This window comes from Paenibacillus sp. EKM211P (genome assembly GCF_011066175.1).
Classification (GTDB): domain Bacteria; phylum Bacillota; class Bacilli; order Paenibacillales; family Paenibacillaceae; genus Paenibacillus; species Paenibacillus polymyxa.
Map to the genome: position 1 here is coordinate 180,500 of NZ_JAAMNS010000005.1, position 19,785 is coordinate 200,284.

The following is a 19,785-nucleotide window of genomic DNA, read 5'->3' on the forward strand; positions in this document are numbered from 1 at the left end:
AATCCACTTCCTTCTATATACTGTAGGGCCTGAATTAACCCCAACCTAATAATCTGCCACACTGATAGATCAAGACGGCGATGATATATGCAACGGCCAAAGGATAGATCACAGAAAATGCAGTCCATCGCCAAGAGAGTGTCTCTTTGCGAATAACCGCTACCGTGGCCAGACACGGCACATACAACAGAATGAACACCATAAAGCTAAATGAGGCAAGCGGTGTAAAAGCATGACTGACTTGCAGTTCCAATCCCTGCATATCGGGAACGTGGTAAATGATATTCATAGTCGATACGACTACCTCCTTGGCCATAAAACCTGTGAGCAGGGACGCGCCTGCTTGCCAGGTACCAAAACCAAGAGGGGCCAATAGAGGTGCAAACCATCCTCCAATTGTAGCGAGCAGGCTGTCATCCATTTCTACCCCGAAGCCCTGCGGACCGAAATTGGACAAGAGCCAGATGCCAACGGAGCCTGCAAGAATAATCGTTCCGGCTTTACGGACGAAGCCTTTGACCTTTTCCCATGTGCTGCGAAATAAGGTAAGAGCCTGCGGTACCCGATAGGGAGGGAGCTCCACGATGAAGAGGGAAGGCTCACCTGATAAAATAGATACTTTGGAAAAAATTTTGGCAAGTACAAGCGATACGGTGATCCCTAACACATACATCAGCATGATAATGCTTGCCGCATGTGACGGGAAAAACACACCTGCAAACAACGCATAGACTGGCAAGCGGGCCGAGCATGACATAAAGGGTACCAGCAACGTTGTAATGAGGCGTTCTCTTGGTTGTTCGATGGTGCGTGCCGCCATAATGGCCGGAACATTACAACCAAATCCAATAATGAAGGGAATGAAGCTTTTCCCGTTCAAGCCAACAGCCTGCATCAAGCGATCCATGAGTATCGTGACCCGTGCCATATACCCAGAGTCTTCAATCACCGAGATAATCAGAAATAAAATAGCAATTTGAGGCAGAAAAACTAGCACACCCCCGACCCCAGCCACGATGCCGTCCACGACTAGACTTTGGGTAAAAGCGGAGGCGTTCAGGTGAACGAGTAATTCAGAAATCCAGCTGCTGAGTGTCCCTGAAAAAAATTCATCCAGCATATCTGAAAGAATTGTACCCGCCCAATCGAAGGTAAACTTGAAAGTAGCGTACATCAGCAGTAAAAAGATCGGTATCCCCAAGTACCGATGAGTTAGCAATGCATCCAGCTTATCCGTCAGGCTGTGAGGTTTGAGTTTGGATGTGTCAATTGCCTTGCTGCACAGCGCAGCAATCCATGCTGTTCGTACAGAACGAATATGCTGAGCGGGGGGGATGGTATACCCTTCCCTGAGAAGCTCTTCTTCGCAACGCTGGATGCGTGCCGTTACTTGTTCACGCTGTTTCTCATTCGTCATCCATTCCATGACGACCGGATTGTTTTCCAGACATTGTAATGCGGCCCAACGGAGCTGAGGCACAGATGTATTCGGCAGCAAGTTGCAAATATCTTTAATAGCAGCTTCGACGGCGGGGCCGTAATCCAGTTGAAAAGCATTGGATGTATGTCTGACCTCTCGAAGGGAAGCAAGCATTTGCTTACTTCCGCTACCTGTACGTGCCACCATAGGAATAATGGGAACGTTCAATTGATCAGCCAACAGTTCCTTGTTTACCCGAAGACCGGTGGCATCGGCTACATCAGTCATGTTTAAGCCGAGTACAAGCGGACGACCGTATTCCAATAGCTGTACAGTCAGATAAAGATTGCGCTGGAGCTGGGAGGCATCCACGATGTTAATCAGCGCCGCAGGCGGCTCCTCCAGCAAATAACGAGTAGCGACGCCTTCATCCAGCGACAGAGGGAGTAAAGAATAGGCACCCGGCAAATCCACCAATACGGCAGACTTGTCACGCAGAATTCCTGTTTTCTTTTCCACGGTGACGCCGGACCAGTTGCCTACTTCTGCATACGTACGAGTCAGCTTGTTGAATAATGAGGTTTTACCTGTATTGGGATTGCCAAAAAGAGCGATCATGTCCATGTCGGAACAACCTCCAGTTGTTTCACTTGATTTTGACGGAGACCGACCAGCTGTCCGTTGCATTCAATAACAATAGGACCGCCCAATAGACTGATTTTTTTTAAGCGTATGATGGAGCCTTCGTTGATGCCCATGTCTGTTAAGCGTCGGCGCAATGAGGGATGAAGAGGGGCAAGAGATTGCAAACGCACAGTTTGGCCTAATGGCGTACGAAGGAGCGAGATACATTCTGGCATGGTGCTCAGCCTTTCTGATCTAGAATGAGAATCAATATCATTTACTTCCGATGCCAGTACCATATCATGAGGAGTACTAGATTGCTGTGATAAAATTCTCTGCGAACGACATGTTTGCCTAAGCTCCCAACTGTTATATAGCAGAGCATGGTGTCACAACCTGCCTTTAAATGCACTCTTACTCGCCTGCAACCGACAAAACTAGAGCGTTTGGGGCAACTGTTTTTATGGTAAGATAGAGCTGTTTACAACTATGCTAAGAAGGGCAGGAACGCTCTGTATGAACAGAAAAATCGGGGTTAGGCTTGTAAAATGTCTGGTTGCAGGTGCGGCGCTGGCTGTGTTGCTGCCGCAGGCTGTAGAGTGGGGCAGCAATGTGTATGCGTCGTCGGTCAAGCCGACTTCCTCCGTATCCTCGCAGCAGCTTCAGAACAAGCTTTTACAGGCAATGGCTACGCGGAGTGAAACGCTGACCTTTACATATCAAGGGCGAGTGAACGGTCTCAAGCAGCAGCTACAGACAGCCATCCAACAGGCGATGGAGAGCGATCCGTATGTGAATTATACGATCAAAAGCTACGCATTCAGCTATACAGGCACAACCACCTCCGCCCAGGTTACGATTCGTTTAAGCTACCGGGAGACGAAGGAACAGACGGCATATGTGGATAGCACAGTTCAAGCTGTGTTGGGGGATATCATTACGAAAGGAATGACGGATCACGAAAAGGTGAAGGCCATTCATGATTGGATCGTCGTTCGCCTAAAGTATGATGAAGCACAGCAAAAGTACACAGCCTACGATGGCCTGAAAACGGGCAGCACAGTGTGTCAGGGTTATTCGCTGTTGGCCTATAAAATGCTCGAACGAGCAGGGATTACGAATCGGATTGTGGAGGGTAGAGCAGGGGGACAGTTGCATGCATGGAATCTTGTTTTATTAGATGGCCGATGGTATCACATGGATACGACATGGGATGACCCGACCCCCGATCGCGCGAACGAGGTAAGCACTTCATATTATCTGCTGACGGATTCAGAAATGCGGCGGGATCACTCATGGGTGAAACAATACCCTCAGGCGAATACATCGTATCGGGAAACCTTATCGGCATTGATAGCTACTGGAGGATCAAAGGCTACCGTGTATCAAAAACTGTACAATAACCTGGAGTATCCATTGCAAGACGGCAAGGGGCTGGTCAAATCATCCGCCGATATCAAGGAGCAGGTTCATAAGGTGATAAATAAGGGAGGAACGTCACTTACCTTCGGCTATCAGGGGACGGAACGAAGTCTCAAGGAGGATTTGCAATCCTTATATCAACTTGGCTTGAAGTCCATTTCCTATCAGATTACGGATCTTGGAAGTACCGGCAATCTTCGTGTAACCCTAAAATGGACCTGATGATTTTGCTGTAAAAAGCTACATTAACAAAGGAGTATTCTAATTTATATGCACAAGCGTTCCTTTACCTATTTGCTTGGCACGCAGACGATGTCCAATGCGGCCGACATTCTTTATATTATGGCACTTGTGTCTCTGGTTTTTCATGAAACGGATTCGATCTTCTCTTCGGTGCTCGTTCCGTTGCTGCGAATGGGTGCACAGATGATCAGCGGCTTTTTGGCACCGCTCATTTTGGCCCGGTTCCAGCTTCCATTTATTTTATTCGTTTCCCAGTTCGGACAACTGGCCTTCTTCGCTGTACTGCTGGGCCACTTGTGGTCAGCGGGCACGGAGCCCGTATGGGTGATTGTGTTTGCGTTGGTGACAGCCATGTCCTTTCTGGACGGCTGGACTACACCTGCGCGCAACGCGCTGATTCCCCGCCTTGCTTCCGGGGAAGGGCTCATGCGGGCAAACAGTCTGGTATCGGTCAGCGATCAGACGGTGCAATTAGCGGGGTGGGGGCTTAGTGGGGTGCTCGTAGCTATGCTGGGCTCGGAAAAAACATTGCTGGTGGCTGGCGGTCTGTATATGATAGCGCTGATCTTCACCAGCTTGATTCGAGATCCCCTAGAAGGCAAAGCCCATTATTTGCTTCAGCCTGGAACAAGGGTGCAAAATGGAGATGTCTCAGCTTATGAGGCTGTAACCGAGCCGGGACAAGGGCACCATGACTTGCCTCCCGCACAGTTGGAAGATAAGCTGTATGGTCCGGAATCAGAGAGTCCGTCGGTGCCTCCTAAACGTAAAAAGGAAATACTGCGAGAAGGTTGGAGTCTCATCGGAGCCAGTCGCAGACTGAAGGCTCTTATTTTTATGGATATGATTGACCTGCTGGGGGGATCGGTTTGGGTAGGCGCGTTCACGCTTGCCTTCGCTCAGCAGGTCTTGCACAAGAGCGAGGCATGGTGGGGATACATCAATGCCGCGTATTTTGCAGGGGCGATTGGTGGCGGCATCGTAGTTCTTGCCTGCGTCAAGCTGTTGCAGCGCAGACTGCTGCCCGCCATGCTGGCAGGAATGGCAGGCTATGGACTGCTGACAGCTTGGTATGCACTGAACACATTACCGCCACTAACGCTGCTTATCGTGCTGTTGATGGGGCTACCTGCGGAAATGTCGGTCGTCTCCCGCCGCACGATGATGCAAATGAGTGTGTCGATACATGATTTGCCTAAGGTGCTGTCCGCCCAGGCTACGCTGACAAGCCTGACGTTTTGTATTTCGCTGCTTTTAATGGGCTGGATTGCAGATCATCTGGGTATCGTTAATTTGTACTTGTTTTCAGCAGTCTTGACGCTGATTGCTGTCATATACGGTATTTTTAGTCGTCGTGCCTTATCTATGTCTTTATCAGCTGAAGTAGCTGCTTCTTCCAAATAAACAGAAAAAGCCCGTCTCCGGGCATATACAGGGGAACATGCGGATAACGGTCTTGGGACCAGGTGTATCAGCGTGTTTCCCTGATATGTGGAGACGGGCTTTTTATCACACACGGTATTCTATTATTTATCCGAAGGCGGATTTGAACTCAAATCACATTCTTTTAATGGAACGATTTTAGTACGTTTAATCCATTTGTAGCCAAGCCACAGCAGAAGGAACAGCGGCACACTCATATACGTAGCGATCATCGTTTTCCAGTCAATCTCCTGTCCGGTGAAAGCATCCGTCCCTTGCCCAATAATGACAATGATACATAGAGCAAAGGCGAACAACGGTCCAAACGGGAACCAGCGGGCTTTGTAGGGAAGTTCACTCAGACTGTGACCCTGTGCAGTAAAGGCACGGCGGAAACGATAGTGGCTGACTGCAATCCCAACCCACGTAATGAATCCGCACATTCCAGAGGCATTGAGCAGCCAGTTATAGACTACACCGTCTCCATACAGGGAGGCGAGAAAAGCCAGCATACCAACAGCAGTCGTAATCAGAAGTGCATTCATAGGAATGCCGCGTCGATTGATACGCCCAAGGAAACGGGGGGCTTTACCTTCCCGCGCCAAAGCGTACAGTACCCGAGTCGCTGCATACATACCCGAGTTGCCTGCCGACAATACGGAAGTCAAAATAACGGCGTTCATGACTGAGGCAGCAATGGCAAGCCCCGCTTTTTCAAATACGAGCGTGAACGGACTGACTCCGATATCACTGATATCTCCTCGCAACAGATTCGGATTCGTATACGGAATGATCAAACCAATAACGAGAATCGCGAGAATATAAAAGAACAAGATACGCCAGAAGATTTGACGGATGGCACGTGGCACATTGTCACGCGGATTTTCGCTTTCGCCAGCGGCTACCCCAATTAGCTCGGTTCCCTGAAAGGAAAAGCCCGCAGCCATAAATACGCCCAATACAGCGAAGAATCCACCATGGAACGGGGCATCTCCTACCGTGAAGTTGGCAAATCCCACCGCAGGACCACCCATGATGCCGAAAATCATCAGCACCCCTACGGCCAAAAAGATGATTACAGTCACAATTTTAATCATCGCGAACCAGTATTCGGACTCACCGTAGCCTTTGACCGTCAACGCGTTCAGCAAGAAGATTATGGCCAAGAATAACAGACTCCACCAAGCAGAGTGACTTTCTGGGAACCAGTATTTGATGAGCACGGTCGCTGCTGCCAATTCGGCAGCAATCGTTACTGCCCAGTTGTACCAGAAGTTCCAGCCCATGGCGAAACCAAAAGCCGGATCGACGAAGCGACCTGCATAGGTATTAAAAGAGCCGGATTCAGGCATAAACGTAGCCAACTCACCGAGGCTGGTCATTAAGAAGTAGACCATAAGGCCAACTGCTGCATAAGCCAGCAGGGCACCGCCGGGTCCAGCTTCGGCGACCGCGCCTCCACTGGCGAGGAATAGCCCTGTTCCGATCGAGCCGCCGAGGGCGATCATCGTCATATGGCGGGCTTTGAGACTTTTACGCAAGGTTGCGTCAGGTGTTGCTTTGTGTTGCACGTTCAAACACTCCTTCATGAAATTGTATTTCATGTCAGGGCAAGAGCCAGAAGGAGGGGGAGTATATAAATCAAAAGACCGCAGGGAATACGCCTGCGGTCTTGTCTATGCATTCCGCACCATACCTTCTTCTATAACAAGATAGCTCAACACACGTGTCTGTGTTAGGACATCGCGTGACAGTTCTGCTCCTTTCGGTTAGCAGCCCCAGCATACGGAGTATTTACAAAGAGTCAGCTCCGCATACTTCGGCGGGTGTACCTTTCTACTGGAATCTCAGACGGCTCTTGGCGTCTCCTCCAGTGTACTGATTACATCCGCGACCTCTACCTCATCATAAAACAGGTTGATGAGGTGTATGACATGATATTATATTGTATAGCGAACTACAGTATATCGTACCTGTACACCTTCTGACAATCGACAATTTTTTGAAAATCCACTTATCGATTCTTAAATCAGGAGTTCCGCTTGGCCATCTGCTGCCAAACCGTACCTGCGGCTTGCTCGCCTGATTCGATGCGCTCCAGCGCCATTTTAGCTTGTAGACTGACCTCGAATTCGGGGTCTTCGACGGCCTTCTCCAGCGCATCACGCGCATCCTCGGTCCCAACCTCGTATAGAAAACGGGCTGCACGCCAGCGAACCAGCTTGCTGCTGTCCGATAGGGCTCCGATCATAGCACTGGTAGCGACGGGATCGCCAATGTCCGACAACGTGTCGCCAGCAGTGCGGCGTACTGCCGCTGAAGGATCGCGCAGCGCCTCGAACAGCAGTTCCATCGCCTCCGGTGTACGAATATCGCCCAGATAGACGACTCCCAGCCGCCGCAGCTGCATTTTGTCGTCATGCAGCGCTTGCCGGATCAGCGGCAAATGCTCGGGCGTCGGCTCCAGCCGATCCAGCGCAGCGTAGCGTGTGCGCCAGTCCTCGTGTTGCAGGGCTTGCTTTAGCTCGGCATCGCTCCACTCGCGGCGTTCCTCCACGAATTCGCTGTTGTCCGCGCCGTGGGCAATCGCCTGCTGGATAATTTGTTCCAGCCGATCCTGCGGAAAGGCTGCCTCCAATTCCTGCTCAACCTCGCGGGCAATATCCGGCAGTTCACCGTAGCGGACGCCGTAATCACTCAGCTTACGTTCCTTGATCAGCGTTGCACTTGCTACACGGGTAACGGCTTGCACGAAACGGTCGGACAAGGAAATTCGTTCCTCCTGCTGACCCGCTTTAACTCGAATTTGCATGGGAAGGCCGCGAAAAAATTGTACAAAAACCTGTGCTTCGCCAAACGCTTCCCCAGAGGTTTCCTCTGGTAAATCCCAATTAGCGTCAGCACCTTCCTCGCCTAGCTGATCCCGGACCTGACCCAGAATAGTAGACCAATCGGCATTTCCTTTACGGTCAAGGGCTACAAAATCAGTCGTGTGAAACACGCTTTTGACCCCTTCAATGGCCAGCATACGCCGGATAAATGGGGGAGCCGAACGCTCATTGTCCCGTGTATATGTTCTGCGGATACCCGCTTCCAGCCGCTCATCCAGATGCAGCATCATGGTGTTCGGACTGGGAGTTGGCTCGATAGATGTTATCTTCATAGCTCGGTACAGCCTCCTGTTCAAAAGTTCTCCATATATCATATATAGCTTATCTGTATTGTACCTCATTCTGCGTAGGTCTCCAAAGAGAGAGTTTTCGTTTATAGAGAAAACACAATGACATATATCACATGATTTAGATGAGTATACCTGTTAAATAGGAGTATTTCATAGGTTTTATTCTAGAAATCCGGGGACGGTGCGGTGGGAAGTAACATCCGATTGCGCAGTGGCACTATAGGTAACTTTTAAGTTCGGTTTTAGTCGGATGTTGTATTATGCATCCCGCTTCAGTGGATCGTTTTGACGGCGGCGAATGAGCAGGGAGGCGATAAGTCCCACAGACAGAACAGCCGCCAGCAGCATAAATGTAGTCATCTGATTGCCGCCATTCCCCATCAAACGAATGGAAAGCATAGGGGCTATACTCGTACCGGCAAACAGGATGAAGGTATATAGTGAGACCGCTATGGCCCTTGCTGCCCCGCCGAGCTGACCAACTATTGTAATGAGTGAAGGGACACTCAGGGCAATGCCGCTGACAAAACATACACTTAATACCACGATAGCTATTAGAGAATGTGTCATTCCCATCAGCGCCAAGCTAAGGATGGAAAGAAGAAGAGCTGTACGTAATACAAGGTGTACATCGAATTTCAGGGCCAATTTTCCGGCGAAGGGTGAGAGAAGCATGCCGATGATGCCAGCCGACCTGACATATAGCATCTGTCTACTATTCAGGCCAAATTCGGGACTGCCAAGGTAGCTTCCCAAAACCGTATACATGCTCACAAATGACATCAGAAGAACAAAAGCAATCGTGTAGCTTAACCATAAAGGATACGAACGCAGAACGGTCCCCAACTGACCGAAGGCTGTCCAAATACGAACCCCTCGTTGCGGGGAGGGAGCTTTAGGCAGGAAAAAAAGAACGATCAGGAAGGTGATTGCGTACAAAACACCTAGCATCCGAAATACCATATTCCATCCGATTTGTTCGCTGATGATAATACTAAATACCTGTCCGGCAATACCTGCCACTAGAAAACCGGTGCTGATAAAGCCGATGGCCGTTACCCGTTTTTCGGTTGGAAACATGTCTACGGCGTATGCGAGAGCAACGGGGGAAAAGGTGGCTGCCGCCAAGCCCTGAAGCAAGCGTAGTGCAACTAATACAGAATACTGACTGGTTAAGCTGAGGGATAACGAAAGGATCGTCAATGCGAGCAATCCAGCGACGATAATCTGCTTGCGTCCAAAGCGATCAGACAATCCTCCATAAATAAGACATCCCGCTGCAAAGCCTAAGGAAAAGATACTTCCCGGCAGAGCTGCTTCAGCTAGCGTTTTTCCAAATACTTTAGCAAAGAGAGGGACCAAAGGGATCGTCACATACAGGCTGGACATGACGACAACCGCTGACCAGCATAGGATTACAGTCATCCATGCATAAGGGAGAGCAACATTTTCCTTCTGGATAACGGTATCTTTTGTTCGTAGTTTACTCATCAATAGAACACTCCTTCATCATCAAATAAGTAATTTGAAATACAAACAATTAAATATATTAGATAAACTAATTATATGTTCAAAAAAAATTACCTACCCACCCCCAGTTTGTCTTCCATATGATGATGGATTTTTTCTATAATCCGTGAAAAAACGATCTGCTCCTCGGGCTCCAAAATACTCGCTAGGGAAGCACAGGAAGACCAAAATACAGGGAGCACTTGCTGTACAAGGTGAGAACCCGCTTCTGTAATGCGTACATGAATTTTGCGCCGGTCTGTAGAACTATGTTCTCTGATAATCCAGCCTCGTTGCTCTGTCCAATCGAGGAGAGATGTAACAGATGCACGACGAATTCCCAGACGGTCGGCAATCATAGAGGGACTCATCTGGACCTGGGATTGGTGCAGTGTCAACAGCAACAGTAAATCTAGCTTGCTCTCTGTCAGGCCGTAAGCAGCTAGATCCAAATCTACCGCGTCGAGCACATTATCACCTGTCCATAGCAAGAAGAGACCAATACGAGCAAGTCGCCGGTCCGTTTCTGCAAGGGCAGTTTGATCCATTAACTCTAGATAAGGTTCTGGTCCCAGACGAGGAAGAGATTGCTGGATGAAGTTCCTTTGTTTTGGCGGCATAAGTTCACTCTTTTCATATAATTAGGTTATCTAACTATATATCAATATAACGTATTGTCGTGAATAAAACAATATCTAGAAAGAAATACTGCTACATTCAATACAGAAGCAGGGTTAAAAATCAGCTGAATGAACCAAACTGTAAATAGGTTACCAAAATGCGCCAAAAGATAAGTGAAGGAGGCGTTCCTATGTTCCGCAAGCAGGAAAGAACGCTCATTATTGTATGTATAGTAATTGCGGCCATTATGCTATATGCCGTAATTAAAAGCATAGCTCGCTTGACTCCCTAGTTGGTAATCAAGAGTGAATTCGAAGTTTTCCCTATTAAAAATGTGAAATGAAGGAGTGAAACCCATTTGTCTTCACTGGACCCTGTATTGCTAAGCCGGATGCTGACCGGAATTACCCTGTTTGTTCATATCGTATTTGCATCCATCGGCGTTGGCGTACCCTTAATGATTGCACTTGCAGAATGGCGCGGGTTGCGAACTGGTGATCCGCATTATACACTGCTGGCACGGCGGTGGGCTCGGGGGTTTGTCATTACTGTCGCCGTGGGCGTCGTGACAGGCACCTCCATTGGTCTACAGCTCAGTTTGCTGTGGCCTACCTTTATGCGGGTGGCCGGACAAGCGATTGCGCTGCCCCTGTTTTTAGAGACGTTTGCTTTCTTTATCGAAGCAATATTCCTAGGCATCTATTTGTATACCTGGGATCGGTTTAAAAGTAAATATTTTCACTTGATGCTGCTCATCCCGGTAGCGATTGCCTCATCTGCCTCAGCGGTTTTTATTACGACTGTGAACTCGTTCATGAACCAACCTCAAGGCTTTACACTCAAAAATGGAGTCATGACCAATATTCATCCCATCGAGGCTATGCTAAACCCGGCCACGCCGACCAAAGTGTCCCATGTACTGGCTTCCTCGTATACATTGAGCGCAGGGGTGCTGATGGGGCTGGCTGCTTACAGCATGCTGCGGGGGCGTAATCACCCTTATTTTAAAAAGGCGCTGAAGCTGACGGCCACCTGTACCATTGTATTTGCCATCAGTACAGTGCTGATAGGAGACGCATCCGGTAAATTTCTGGCCAAATATCAGCCGGAGAAGTTGGCTGCCGCCGAATGGCATTTTGATACGATGACACACGCCCCCTTTGTATATGGCGGCTTTATGGACGAAAACGGTGAAATCAAATATGCCCTGAAAGTGCCTTATGCACTTAGTATCCTGGCTGGTAATTTGCCTAGTACAGAGGTTAAGGGGTTAAATGACTATCCGGTGGAGGAGCGTCCGCCGCTGTCTATTCATTATATGTTTGACCTCAAGATCACTACAGGAGTGCTGATTCTCGTCATCCCACTGCTGTATCTGGTCCGTAAGCGTTTGCCAGGTCGCAAACCCTACCCCAAATGGCTGCTGCTAGCGCTCATTCTGGTCGGACCGATGGCGATGGTAGCTATTGAGCTGGGCTGGATGTTTGCAGAGGTCGGCAGACAGCCGTGGATTTTACGCGGATATATGAAGGTGTCCGAAGCAGCAACCACTTCTACAAGTGTTGGGTGGATGCTGGTGTTGTTTGTTATTTTGTATCTGGTGCTGTGCTTCTCGGCCATCAAGGTACTCAGCAAGCTATTCCGTAATAAGGATGCCGTGGAAGAGATAAGACAGCTGGGCCTGGAAGGGGCTGAAGGCAAGTGAGCTATGAAATTGTAGGTATCGCTATATTGTGGACCTTCCTGTTTGGATATTTGCTTGTGGCGTCCATTGATTTTGGTGCAGGCTTTTTCAGCTTTTACAGCGTGCTGACAGGCCACCAGAATAAAATCCACAATATCATTCAACGATATCTGTCTCCGGTATGGGAGGTAACGAACGTATTTCTCATCTTTTTTGTGGTGGGATTAAACGGGTTCTTCCCGGATGCGGCTTATTACTATGGTACGGCGTTACTCGTTCCCGGCAGTATTGCGATTGTGCTGCTCGCGATCCGGGGAGTATATTATGCTTACAATACGTATGGGCATTCGGGTAAAAATAATATCGTCTACATGGCATTGTACGGTGCGACTGGGCTGCTGATTCCCGCAGCACTGTCGACGGTCCTCGCTATTTCAGAAGGTGGCATTATTGTAGAGAACAGCACAGGTGTTCATCTGCAATGGGGCCAGCTATTAAGCAACCCTTACACGTGGGCAGTTATTATTCTGGCGCTGGTGAGTGTATTGTATATATCGGCGATGTTTTTGTCCTTTTATGCCAAAAGGGCAGGGGACAAGGTCGCTTTTGAAATCGTACGAGGGTACGCGTTACTCTGGAGTGCTCCTACGATTTTGGCGAGTTTGTTCGCATTTTTCCAGATTAACAAACAAAATCCGGACCATTTTGCCAATATGCTTAGTATGGCCTGGATGTTTGTTGCATCCTTCATATGCTTTGTGGGAGCAGTGTATCTGGTCTGGCAGCGGCGGCATTTGGGTATCTCCTTCATCCTGGTGATGCTGCAATTTGCATTTGCCTGGTATGGCTATGGCCGCTCACATCTTCCGTATGTTCTGTATCCCTACATTAATGTATATAACAGCTTTACGAACTCTACGATGGCGTATGCATTGATTACGGCGTTTGTTGCGGGTCTGCTGGTGCTGATTCCTTCGCTGATCCTGATATTGAGATTGTTTCTGTTCGATGCAAAGTATGTACGAGGACAAGCGGGAAAGAAGGGGTGAGTTAGAGTGGTTGCTTTCGAGCATTTTACGATCATGTATGAGTCGCCGATCATTATCGTGGTGGCGATTGTGTTTTTGTTTATTTATTCGGCACGCTTTAAAAATCCACAGGACTGACAATAACATGTGGAGCAGGCCTTCTGATAGATCCGGGAGGTCTGTTTTTGCTGTATTATCGCAGAATTTCCTTTACAGATGTGATTGAATTATACTTTACATAGTTCAGGATGTTGCATCATTTCATGATCACATTTGAGTGACAATATATAGTTAAATTGAACCGTTGTGTTTTTTGGAGAACGGGTCTGTCAGAGAGGGGGCTGCATCATGCCTAAAGTGCGTTTTAACAATATGGATCATGTAAATACCGATAAAACCATCAAGCAATTCAGACAATGGCGGCAGGAGCGACGCAGCAAAATAAAGGATTACACGTTCGTTGTGCCCAACCATCTCCCGGAGCTGGAGTTTCTGCATAGTAATCGGGAAATGGCGACGGCGACCTGGGTGGGCCATTCCACCTTTTTCATTCAGTACCTTGGGCTGAATATGGTCACCGATCCGGTGTGGGCAGAGCGTATGGCTTTTGATAAAAGATTGGCTCCGCCCGGCATTCGCATTCAGGATGTGCCACCGCTGGATATCATTCTGCTGTCGCATTCGCATTATGATCATTTACATTTGGCATCGTTGCGGAAGTTATATCGTGCAGATACATTGATACTCGTCCCCTCGGGGTTAAAGTCGAAAATGATCCGCAAAGGCTTTCGCAACTGCCATGAGCTGCAATGGTGGGAGCATTTTACGGTAGGTGGAGTGCGGATTACATTTGTTCCGGCACAGCACTGGACACGGCGTACGCCGTTTGATACCAATACTTCACATTGGGGTGGATACGTTCTGCAAAGTGAGCAGCAGGTGATCGGTTCTGCCACGTCTGTTGCAGGCTCAGATGCTCACGCAAAATCAGACTCAGCGGAGGCACCTACGTTGTATTTTGTGGGAGACACCGGATATTTCCGTGGGTTTAAGGAGATTGGCGAGCGCTTTGCTATTGATCTGACCTTTATGCCGATTGGTGCGTATGAACCGGAATGGTTCATGACCTCACAGCATGTGACACCGGAGGAGGCGTTGCAGGGCTTTGTGGATTGCGGCGCAGATCAGATGATCCCGATGCACTATGGAGCCTTTAAGCTGGCGGACGATACGCCGAGAGAGGCGCTGGATCGTCTTGAAGTGGAGCGAGAGCGCTTGGGGATTGCAAAGGAACGCATCCATGTACTGGGGCACGGAGAGACGCTGAAAATTGGGCGCCGTTGCTCAACCAGAATCTGAAGGGTTCAGTAACGTATATAAAATAAGCGACTCGGTGGACAATGAATTTGCCTGCCGAGCCGCTTTTTTTAGTTTTAGGCTACCGTCCAGAATTAAACGGCTTCAATATCACTCGCCAAAGAGGAATCATGATTCGAGATGGGATGACGAACGATTTTAACCTCATAGAACGTGATTTTGTTTTCAATAATATAGTCTGGAATTTGACGGTGGTTGTGGGATTCGCGGAACGCTTCACTTTTCGTCCAGCCTTGGAAGTTCTCTTTTTCCTGCCAGCGTGTGCTAATCGTTACTTCCTCATAATCCTTCGTGTTTTCCGTCAGCAGCACTTCCAGACCGAGGAAGCCTTCCATTTTTTCAACCTGTCCTTCTTTGTTAAATCTTTCGATGAGCAGGTGGGCATTGCCCGGTGTAATTTTAGATGTATTTGTAACGATAACCATATTAAATTCCTCCTGAATGATGTGGTATGGTCGGTATAATAACCGGATAGCCATCCTCAAATTTGATGGTAGCGTTCATTTCATAAATGTCGCGAAGAAAAGCAGACGTCAAAATCTGACGGGGTTCGCCAGCGACGGCGATTCGTCCCTTTTTAAGCGCAATCATATGATGACAATAGGCCGCAGCTTGCTGCAAATCATGCAGTACCATAACAATCGTCAAGCCGGACTCGTGATTGATACGCCGCAGCATATCCATAACTTCAAATTGATGGGCGATATCCAGAAAAGTGGTTGGTTCATCGAGTAAAAGAATACCCGTTTGTTGGGCCAAGGCCATTGCAATTCGCGCTTTTTGTTGTTCACCTCCCGATAGAGTATGGAACATCCGATCTGCATAGGGCTTGATGCCTGTGATTCCCATGACATGGTCGATAATATGCTGGTCTTGTCTGGTAGGACTTGTCCTCAAACCCTTGGTATGAGGGGATCTTCCGTAAGCGACCAGCTCACGGACTGTTAATAACGGCAGCATGTCCTTCATTTGCGGCAGCATGGTAATCGTCTGGGCAAAATCACGCCGTTTATATTCCTCTACGGGCTTGCCCAGTAAGGAAACCTTGCCTTGATCCTGCTTGAGCAGCCGGGTCAAAATCCGCAAAAGCGTAGACTTGCCTGAGCCGTTGGGACCGACAATGGCAGTGAGTTGTCCGGCGGGCAAGGTAATGTTCACATCGTCCAGCTGGAAATACCCGCGTTGTAAGGAAAGATGCTCACCCTGAATGGCTGTCATCCGAAATTCCCCCGTTTCTTGAGTAGGATTAAGAAGAACGGTGCCCCAATGACGGCCAGCAAAATACCGACAGGCAGCTCAATTGGGTCAAACCAAGAGCGTGCCACTGTATCGGCTAGGACAACCAGTGTCCCACCGCCCACGATGGAAAGGGGGAGGAGGAAACGATAATCTTCCCCGATGAGCAGCCTTATAACATGGGGAACGACCAGTCCTACGAACCCGATCAGCCCGGCTACACTGACCGCCGTGCCGGCGAGCAGGGCAGAGAGCAGGATAATGAGCATCCGTTGAAGCTCTACCCGCTGGCCCAGTAACTGTGCTGAATCATCACCCAATAGCAACAAATTCGCAGGCTTAATGGCAAACAAAGAGGCGATTAAGCCAATGATAGCGTAAGGAGCCATGAACTCCAGATGATGCCAGCTTCGTCCATTTAACCCGCCGGATAGCCAAGGAAGTACAGCCTGTACGCGGTCGCTGTACATGACCATTACGCCGTTAGTGAGCGCGCCCAGCAACGCGTTGATTGCAACACCAGCCAGTACAATTTTGACAGGGGAGGCCCCTCGGTCCCAAGCCAGCAGGTAAATGACGATCGCACTCAGAAAGGCTCCCAAAAAGGCGGTTACCGGAAGAAGGTAACTAAGCTGTGGAAGCATCACCATCGTAAAGACGGCTGCAAGTCCACCTCCAGCCGATACCCCAATAATGCCTGGGTCAGCCAATGGATTTTTCATGACGCCTTGAAGAAGTGCTCCTGAAGCTGCGAGACAAGCACCTACCAGTAAACCCACCAACACTCTGGGTAGTCGGAGATCCATTAGGATCGTGCGATATGTGGATTCATCATTATGTAGCAAAACCTGATTGATTTCTTGAAGTGGAATCGACACCGAACCGTAGGCCAGACCGTACACAGAGACAGCTAGCAGTAAGATCGGAAGGGTAATCCAGGCGATGGTGCGTCTTCTGGTGCGCTGTAGTTTGTTCATCGTCATCGCCTATTTCGCCGGATACAGCTTTTGGTGCATCAAATCCAGCGCTTTAGTGACCCGTGTTCCCGGATTCGTCCCGAACAAATCTGAAGGTAAAACTTCGACCTGATTGTTTTGGACTGCCCTGATTCCGTTCCAAGCTGCATTTTCCTGCATTTCCTTTATAAATGCGGCTTTAACCTCTTCCGTATTACCATGGGTCATGATGAAAATGTAATCAGGGTCAGCTTGTACGATGCGTTCTGTGTTCAACTGCGCATATTGCGGGAAATTTTGCAGGCCCGGAAAATCAGCGGCGATATTGGAGCCACCTGCAACTTCCAAAATATTTCCGCCTAGAGAATTCGGCAGCGCCGCCATGTACGTGGCCGGGGCTCCGTAAACCAGCAACACCTTCGGTTTGGAGGTAGAGGCTGTTTCTTTTTGCAGTTTGACTACCTGTTGGTCAATTTGTTGGTTCAGCTTTACGGCCCCGGCCTGCTTTTGCAGTAATTGTCCGAACAGCGTAATTTGTGACTGGATATCCTGAACTGAATTGGCCCCAGTCAGCAGTAGTTGTGAACCGACTCCTTCAATAGCTGGAATGTCTTTTTCATTCATAGGATAATTGCCTAGCACGACATCCGGTTTGAGCATCGTGATTTTCTCTAGATCCACTTCATGGGTGGAGCCTATTTGCTGAACGTTTTCAGCAGCAGGTACGACGGAAGGTCCATTGGAGTTGGGTCTGCCCACGGCTGTCCCGCCTAATGCGTAAATAATATCCAGATCGCCATTGCTGAGCGCAACGATATGTTGAGGGATCTTTTGAAACGCCAACGTCCGTTTTGAAAAGTCAGTAACTTGAATCGTCGCGCCGCTTGTTGTGCTTGAAGCGGTAGATACGGAAGCGCTGGCTGGTTTCTGATCTGCGGAGGTACCATTACTACATCCGGTAACTGCCAATAAAAGCGCTGCGGACGACCACAACACATAAGATTTCATGTTATTCCTCCTGCAATTTTCAAGTTAAACAATAATGATAATCATTTTCATTTATGTATAAGAGAATGATAATGAATATCACTGAGTATTGTCAATTGAAAAAAGCAATTTTTTAAATAAATTTTGAACTAAAAACAAAAGAGAGTCATTCGAATTATAGAAGAAGGAACTACAAATTTTTATTAAAAAATAGCATATATCAAGGGATTACGTACACACAAATACATATTGACATTTTCGAAAAGTGTAAGATATATTGGTGATGGGTTTACTTGATTTTGCGAAATTATGGAATAGAGAGGTGGGGAGACAAGCTCGAAAAGAGCTATTTTTTTAAATTATCAATTGAGAATGATAATCAATTAGTTATATTCTCGTGGGGAGGGACTGCTGTCAAAATGAAGAAGGGGTATTCTGCAATTATTGCTGTGTTTCTGCTGGTGAGTGTGCTGAGCTTTTGGCCAACTTCGTCATCTGTAGGAGCCGCTGCGGCTTCTCCGAAATTGGCGGATGGTACATACACGCTCAAATACAATATTCTCAAGGCAGAAAATGATTCGGTATCCATGGCTAATGATTATTTTGAAAAACCAGCTAAGTTGTATGTAAAGAAGGGTCAAATGACCATGCAAATTAAGCTGAATCATAGCGAATGGACAACCGGGTTTAAAGTGGATTACAAAGGTAAAATCATCGATACCAAGGTCATCCAAAAGGATGCCAAAGCCGATACTCGCACCGTGCAATTTCCCATTGTGAGTGTCAACAGCCCGTTGATCTCTAAAATCCATGTTACTGTCCCTGCTTACAATTACGATCATGACTATACGATCCGCTTCGCTTTTGATTCCAAAAGCATCAAAAAAGTTGCAGCCGTCCAGTCAGCGAAATCAGCCAAATCTTCCAAAAAGTAAATTGAAGCCATCTTTATCGTTCATAAAATCAACATAAATTCAAGCATAAAAAATTGAGGAGTGTGTGTAGATATGAATATGGTAATGAATCGCTTTGAGCAATTTTCTTTCAAGAAGGCATTCGTAGCACTGATCATGACAGCACTTGTTTTTGCACTGATGGCTCCACTTTCTGCTAAAGCATCAGCAGCCGACGGCACGTATAACGTAGATTATACCGTTCTGAAGGATCAAACCAATGAAACTTCTCGATTGGACAGCTATCTGACGAAGCCTGCTCAGGTTACGGTAGCTAATGGCAAAAATGTTGTTCGTCTGACTGTGAAAAGCAGCAATCTGATTACGGCGTTCAAAGTAGAGCAAAATGGCGTATTGCAAGATGCGACTGTAGTAAGCACAAATACGGCAAACAACACTCGTGTCGTGGAATTCGAAGTGGCTGACCTGAATGCCAAAGTAAATGCTTACGCTGAAATTACCATCCCAGTGATTGGCTACACAGGCAAGTACGATGTACAACTGCAATTCGACGAAATCTAATCCAAAATAAAACGTAAAAGGAGATTAAAACATGAACATGATTATGAATCGTATGGAGAAATTGTCTCTAAAAAAAGTAATGCTCACTGTATTGATGGCTGCGCTTGTTTTTGTGGTACTAGCCCCATTCTCAGCTAATCAAGCGAACGCGGCTTTGCCTAATGGAACGTACAACATTGACTATACAGTGTACAAGGATGGTACCAATGAAACCTCCTATATGGACTCGAACGGTTATGTCGCCAAACCAGCTACGTTAATCGCTACTAATGGTCAATACAAAGTTAGAGTAGCTATTACTAAAAGTGCTTGGGTCACTGAATTCAAAACTCAACAAAACGGCCAGTATGTGAACGCGACTGTGGTAAGTACATCGGGTGATACAAGAATAGTAGAGTTTCCTGTAAGTAATTTTGCTCAAAAATTGAACGTTAAGTTGCATGTAAGTGTACCAAAAGAATACACTGGCGGCATTCCATATGACCACGACTACACTGTTCAATTTTTGTTTGACGAAGATTCCATTTAATAATGGAGTAATTATACATTGATCTTATACTCATTTGGGATTCCCTAGAGTTCCAAATGAGTATATTTTAA

The 19,785-nt window shown here is 47.7% G+C and carries 19 protein-coding genes and 1 riboswitch; of the genes, 9 read left to right on the top strand and 10 right to left on the bottom strand.

Annotated elements, in window-relative coordinates; all coding sequences use genetic code 11:
- Window positions 1-34: 34 nt before the first annotated feature.
- Complete coding sequence (gene feoB / locus G9G57_RS11200) at window positions 35-2,044, bottom strand: ferrous iron transport protein B (RefSeq protein ID WP_164964946.1); 2,010 nt, start codon at window positions 2,042-2,044, stop codon at window positions 35-37.
- On the bottom strand, window positions 2,035-2,280 hold the full coding sequence (locus tag G9G57_RS11205) for a FeoA family protein (RefSeq protein WP_016820309.1): 246 nt from the start codon (window positions 2,278-2,280) through the stop codon (window positions 2,035-2,037). The genes feoB and G9G57_RS11205 overlap by 10 nt, the downstream gene beginning before the upstream one ends.
- A 280-nt stretch (window positions 2,281-2,560) precedes the next feature.
- Here G9G57_RS11205 and G9G57_RS11210 point away from each other — a divergent pair, with 280 nt between their 5' ends.
- Entirely contained in the window at window positions 2,561-3,688 is a 1,128-nt protein-coding gene (locus G9G57_RS11210; RefSeq protein WP_017425971.1) for a transglutaminase domain-containing protein, read from the top strand.
- Between the two features lie 48 nt (window positions 3,689-3,736).
- Window positions 3,737-5,113, top strand: coding sequence for an MFS transporter (locus G9G57_RS11215; protein WP_025365843.1), 1,377 nt, complete (start codon window positions 3,737-3,739; stop codon window positions 5,111-5,113).
- 122 nt (window positions 5,114-5,235) lie between these two features.
- Here G9G57_RS11215 and G9G57_RS11220 read toward each other — a convergent pair whose 3' ends face one another.
- The 4 genes from G9G57_RS11220 to G9G57_RS11235 all read right to left on the bottom strand — a co-directional run bounded on the left by G9G57_RS11220 (window position 5,236) and on the right by G9G57_RS11235 (window position 10,441).
- The gene (locus tag G9G57_RS11220) at window positions 5,236-6,702 is read right to left on the bottom strand and encodes an amino acid permease (protein WP_016820306.1); all 1,467 of its coding nucleotides are present in this window, start codon (window positions 6,700-6,702) and stop codon (window positions 5,236-5,238) included.
- A gap of 134 nt (window positions 6,703-6,836) precedes the next feature.
- Window positions 6,837-7,039, bottom strand: a riboswitch (Lysine riboswitch).
- A gap of 121 nt (window positions 7,040-7,160) precedes the next feature.
- A complete protein-coding gene (locus tag G9G57_RS11225) occupies window positions 7,161-8,294 on the bottom strand; it encodes a virulence factor (protein WP_045245018.1) in 1,134 nt (377 codons plus the stop codon).
- A gap of 276 nt (window positions 8,295-8,570) precedes the next feature.
- Window positions 8,571-9,803, bottom strand: coding sequence for an MFS transporter (locus tag G9G57_RS11230; RefSeq protein ID WP_113051004.1), 1,233 nt, complete (start codon window positions 9,801-9,803; stop codon window positions 8,571-8,573).
- Window positions 9,804-9,892: 89 nt separating this feature from the next.
- Window positions 9,893-10,441 (bottom strand): MarR family winged helix-turn-helix transcriptional regulator, encoded by a 549-nt coding sequence (locus G9G57_RS11235; RefSeq protein ID WP_113051003.1) that lies wholly within the window; start codon window positions 10,439-10,441, stop codon window positions 9,893-9,895.
- A 359-nt stretch (window positions 10,442-10,800) separates the two neighbouring features.
- On the opposite strand from G9G57_RS11235, the gene G9G57_RS11240 reads away from it, so the two are divergent.
- From G9G57_RS11240 to G9G57_RS11250, 4 genes are all read left to right on the top strand, one after another.
- Window positions 10,801-12,147, top strand: a complete 1,347-nt coding sequence (locus tag G9G57_RS11240; protein ID WP_090890889.1) for a cytochrome ubiquinol oxidase subunit I — start codon at window positions 10,801-10,803, stop codon at window positions 12,145-12,147.
- Complete coding sequence (locus G9G57_RS11245; RefSeq protein ID WP_025365839.1) at window positions 12,144-13,175, top strand: cytochrome d ubiquinol oxidase subunit II; 1,032 nt, start codon at window positions 12,144-12,146, stop codon at window positions 13,173-13,175. Before G9G57_RS11240 ends, G9G57_RS11245 begins: the two co-directional genes overlap by 4 nt.
- Window positions 13,176-13,181: 6 nt before the next feature.
- On the top strand, window positions 13,182-13,292 hold the full coding sequence (gene cydS / locus G9G57_RS26400; RefSeq protein WP_014278118.1) for a cytochrome bd oxidase small subunit CydS: 111 nt from the start codon (window positions 13,182-13,184) through the stop codon (window positions 13,290-13,292).
- A 210-nt stretch (window positions 13,293-13,502) separates the two neighbouring features.
- Window positions 13,503-14,513, top strand: coding sequence for an MBL fold metallo-hydrolase (locus tag G9G57_RS11250; RefSeq protein ID WP_113051002.1), 1,011 nt, complete (start codon window positions 13,503-13,505; stop codon window positions 14,511-14,513).
- 92 nt (window positions 14,514-14,605) lie between these two features.
- Here the strand turns inward: G9G57_RS11250 and isdG are convergent, their stop codons facing one another.
- From isdG to G9G57_RS11270, 4 genes are read right to left on the bottom strand one after another with little or no spacing between them, the layout of a single operon-like run.
- Window positions 14,606-14,956, bottom strand: a complete 351-nt coding sequence (isdG, locus tag G9G57_RS11255; RefSeq protein WP_102997639.1) for a heme oxygenase — start codon at window positions 14,954-14,956, stop codon at window positions 14,606-14,608.
- A 1-nt stretch (window position 14,957) separates the two neighbouring features.
- Window positions 14,958-15,749, bottom strand: coding sequence for an ABC transporter ATP-binding protein (locus G9G57_RS11260; RefSeq protein ID WP_113051001.1), 792 nt, complete (start codon window positions 15,747-15,749; stop codon window positions 14,958-14,960).
- Window positions 15,746-16,744: a FecCD family ABC transporter permease gene (locus tag G9G57_RS11265; protein WP_181575657.1), complete on the bottom strand. Its 999-nt coding sequence runs from the start codon at window positions 16,742-16,744 to the stop codon at window positions 15,746-15,748. The genes G9G57_RS11260 and G9G57_RS11265 overlap by 4 nt, the downstream gene beginning before the upstream one ends.
- 9 nt (window positions 16,745-16,753) lie before the next feature.
- Window positions 16,754-17,731: an ABC transporter substrate-binding protein gene (locus G9G57_RS11270; RefSeq protein ID WP_113050999.1), complete on the bottom strand. Its 978-nt coding sequence runs from the start codon at window positions 17,729-17,731 to the stop codon at window positions 16,754-16,756.
- A gap of 398 nt (window positions 17,732-18,129) precedes the next feature.
- On the opposite strand from G9G57_RS11270, the gene isdC reads away from it, so the two are divergent.
- The 3 genes from isdC (at window position 18,130) to G9G57_RS11285 (ending at window position 19,714) form a co-directional block, all read left to right on the top strand.
- Window positions 18,130-18,645: a heme uptake protein IsdC gene (isdC, locus tag G9G57_RS11275; protein ID WP_016820295.1), complete on the top strand. Its 516-nt coding sequence runs from the start codon at window positions 18,130-18,132 to the stop codon at window positions 18,643-18,645.
- A gap of 72 nt (window positions 18,646-18,717) precedes the next feature.
- On the top strand, window positions 18,718-19,185 hold the full coding sequence (locus tag G9G57_RS11280; RefSeq protein WP_031462237.1) for an NEAT domain-containing protein: 468 nt from the start codon (window positions 18,718-18,720) through the stop codon (window positions 19,183-19,185).
- Window positions 19,186-19,216: 31 nt separating this feature from the next.
- Window positions 19,217-19,714 (top strand): NEAT domain-containing protein, encoded by a 498-nt coding sequence (locus G9G57_RS11285; protein WP_107734556.1) that lies wholly within the window; start codon window positions 19,217-19,219, stop codon window positions 19,712-19,714.
- The last annotated feature ends 71 nt before the right edge of the window (window positions 19,715-19,785 follow it).

What these genes read in the sequence shown, in the direction of transcription:
- G9G57_RS11265 (WP_181575657.1), bottom strand. Translation starts at nt 16,744, where the DNA reads ATGAACAAACTACAGCGCACCAGAAGACGCACCATCGCCTGGATTACC.
- G9G57_RS11270 (WP_113050999.1), bottom strand. Translation starts at nt 17,731, where the DNA reads ATGAAATCTTATGTGTTGTGGTCGTCCGCAGCGCTTTTATTGGCAGTT.
- G9G57_RS11225 (WP_045245018.1), bottom strand. Translation starts at nt 8,294, where the DNA reads ATGAAGATAACATCTATCGAGCCAACTCCCAGTCCGAACACCATGATG.
- G9G57_RS11250 (WP_113051002.1), top strand. Translation starts at nt 13,503, where the DNA reads ATGCCTAAAGTGCGTTTTAACAATATGGATCATGTAAATACCGATAAA.
- feoB (WP_164964946.1), bottom strand. Translation starts at nt 2,044, where the DNA reads ATGGACATGATCGCTCTTTTTGGCAATCCCAATACAGGTAAAACCTCA.
- G9G57_RS11260 (WP_113051001.1), bottom strand. Translation starts at nt 15,749, where the DNA reads ATGACAGCCATTCAGGGTGAGCATCTTTCCTTACAACGCGGGTATTTC.
- isdC (WP_016820295.1), top strand. Translation starts at nt 18,130, where the DNA reads ATGAAGAAGGGGTATTCTGCAATTATTGCTGTGTTTCTGCTGGTGAGT.
- G9G57_RS11285 (WP_107734556.1), top strand. Translation starts at nt 19,217, where the DNA reads ATGAACATGATTATGAATCGTATGGAGAAATTGTCTCTAAAAAAAGTA.
- G9G57_RS11230 (WP_113051004.1), bottom strand. Translation starts at nt 9,803, where the DNA reads ATGAGTAAACTACGAACAAAAGATACCGTTATCCAGAAGGAAAATGTT.
- G9G57_RS11205 (WP_016820309.1), bottom strand. Translation starts at nt 2,280, where the DNA reads ATGCCAGAATGTATCTCGCTCCTTCGTACGCCATTAGGCCAAACTGTG.
- G9G57_RS11280 (WP_031462237.1), top strand. Translation starts at nt 18,718, where the DNA reads ATGAATATGGTAATGAATCGCTTTGAGCAATTTTCTTTCAAGAAGGCA.
- G9G57_RS11235 (WP_113051003.1), bottom strand. Translation starts at nt 10,441, where the DNA reads ATGCCGCCAAAACAAAGGAACTTCATCCAGCAATCTCTTCCTCGTCTG.
- G9G57_RS11215 (WP_025365843.1), top strand. Translation starts at nt 3,737, where the DNA reads ATGCACAAGCGTTCCTTTACCTATTTGCTTGGCACGCAGACGATGTCC.
- isdG (WP_102997639.1), bottom strand. Translation starts at nt 14,956, where the DNA reads ATGGTTATCGTTACAAATACATCTAAAATTACACCGGGCAATGCCCAC.
- G9G57_RS11210 (WP_017425971.1), top strand. Translation starts at nt 2,561, where the DNA reads ATGAACAGAAAAATCGGGGTTAGGCTTGTAAAATGTCTGGTTGCAGGT.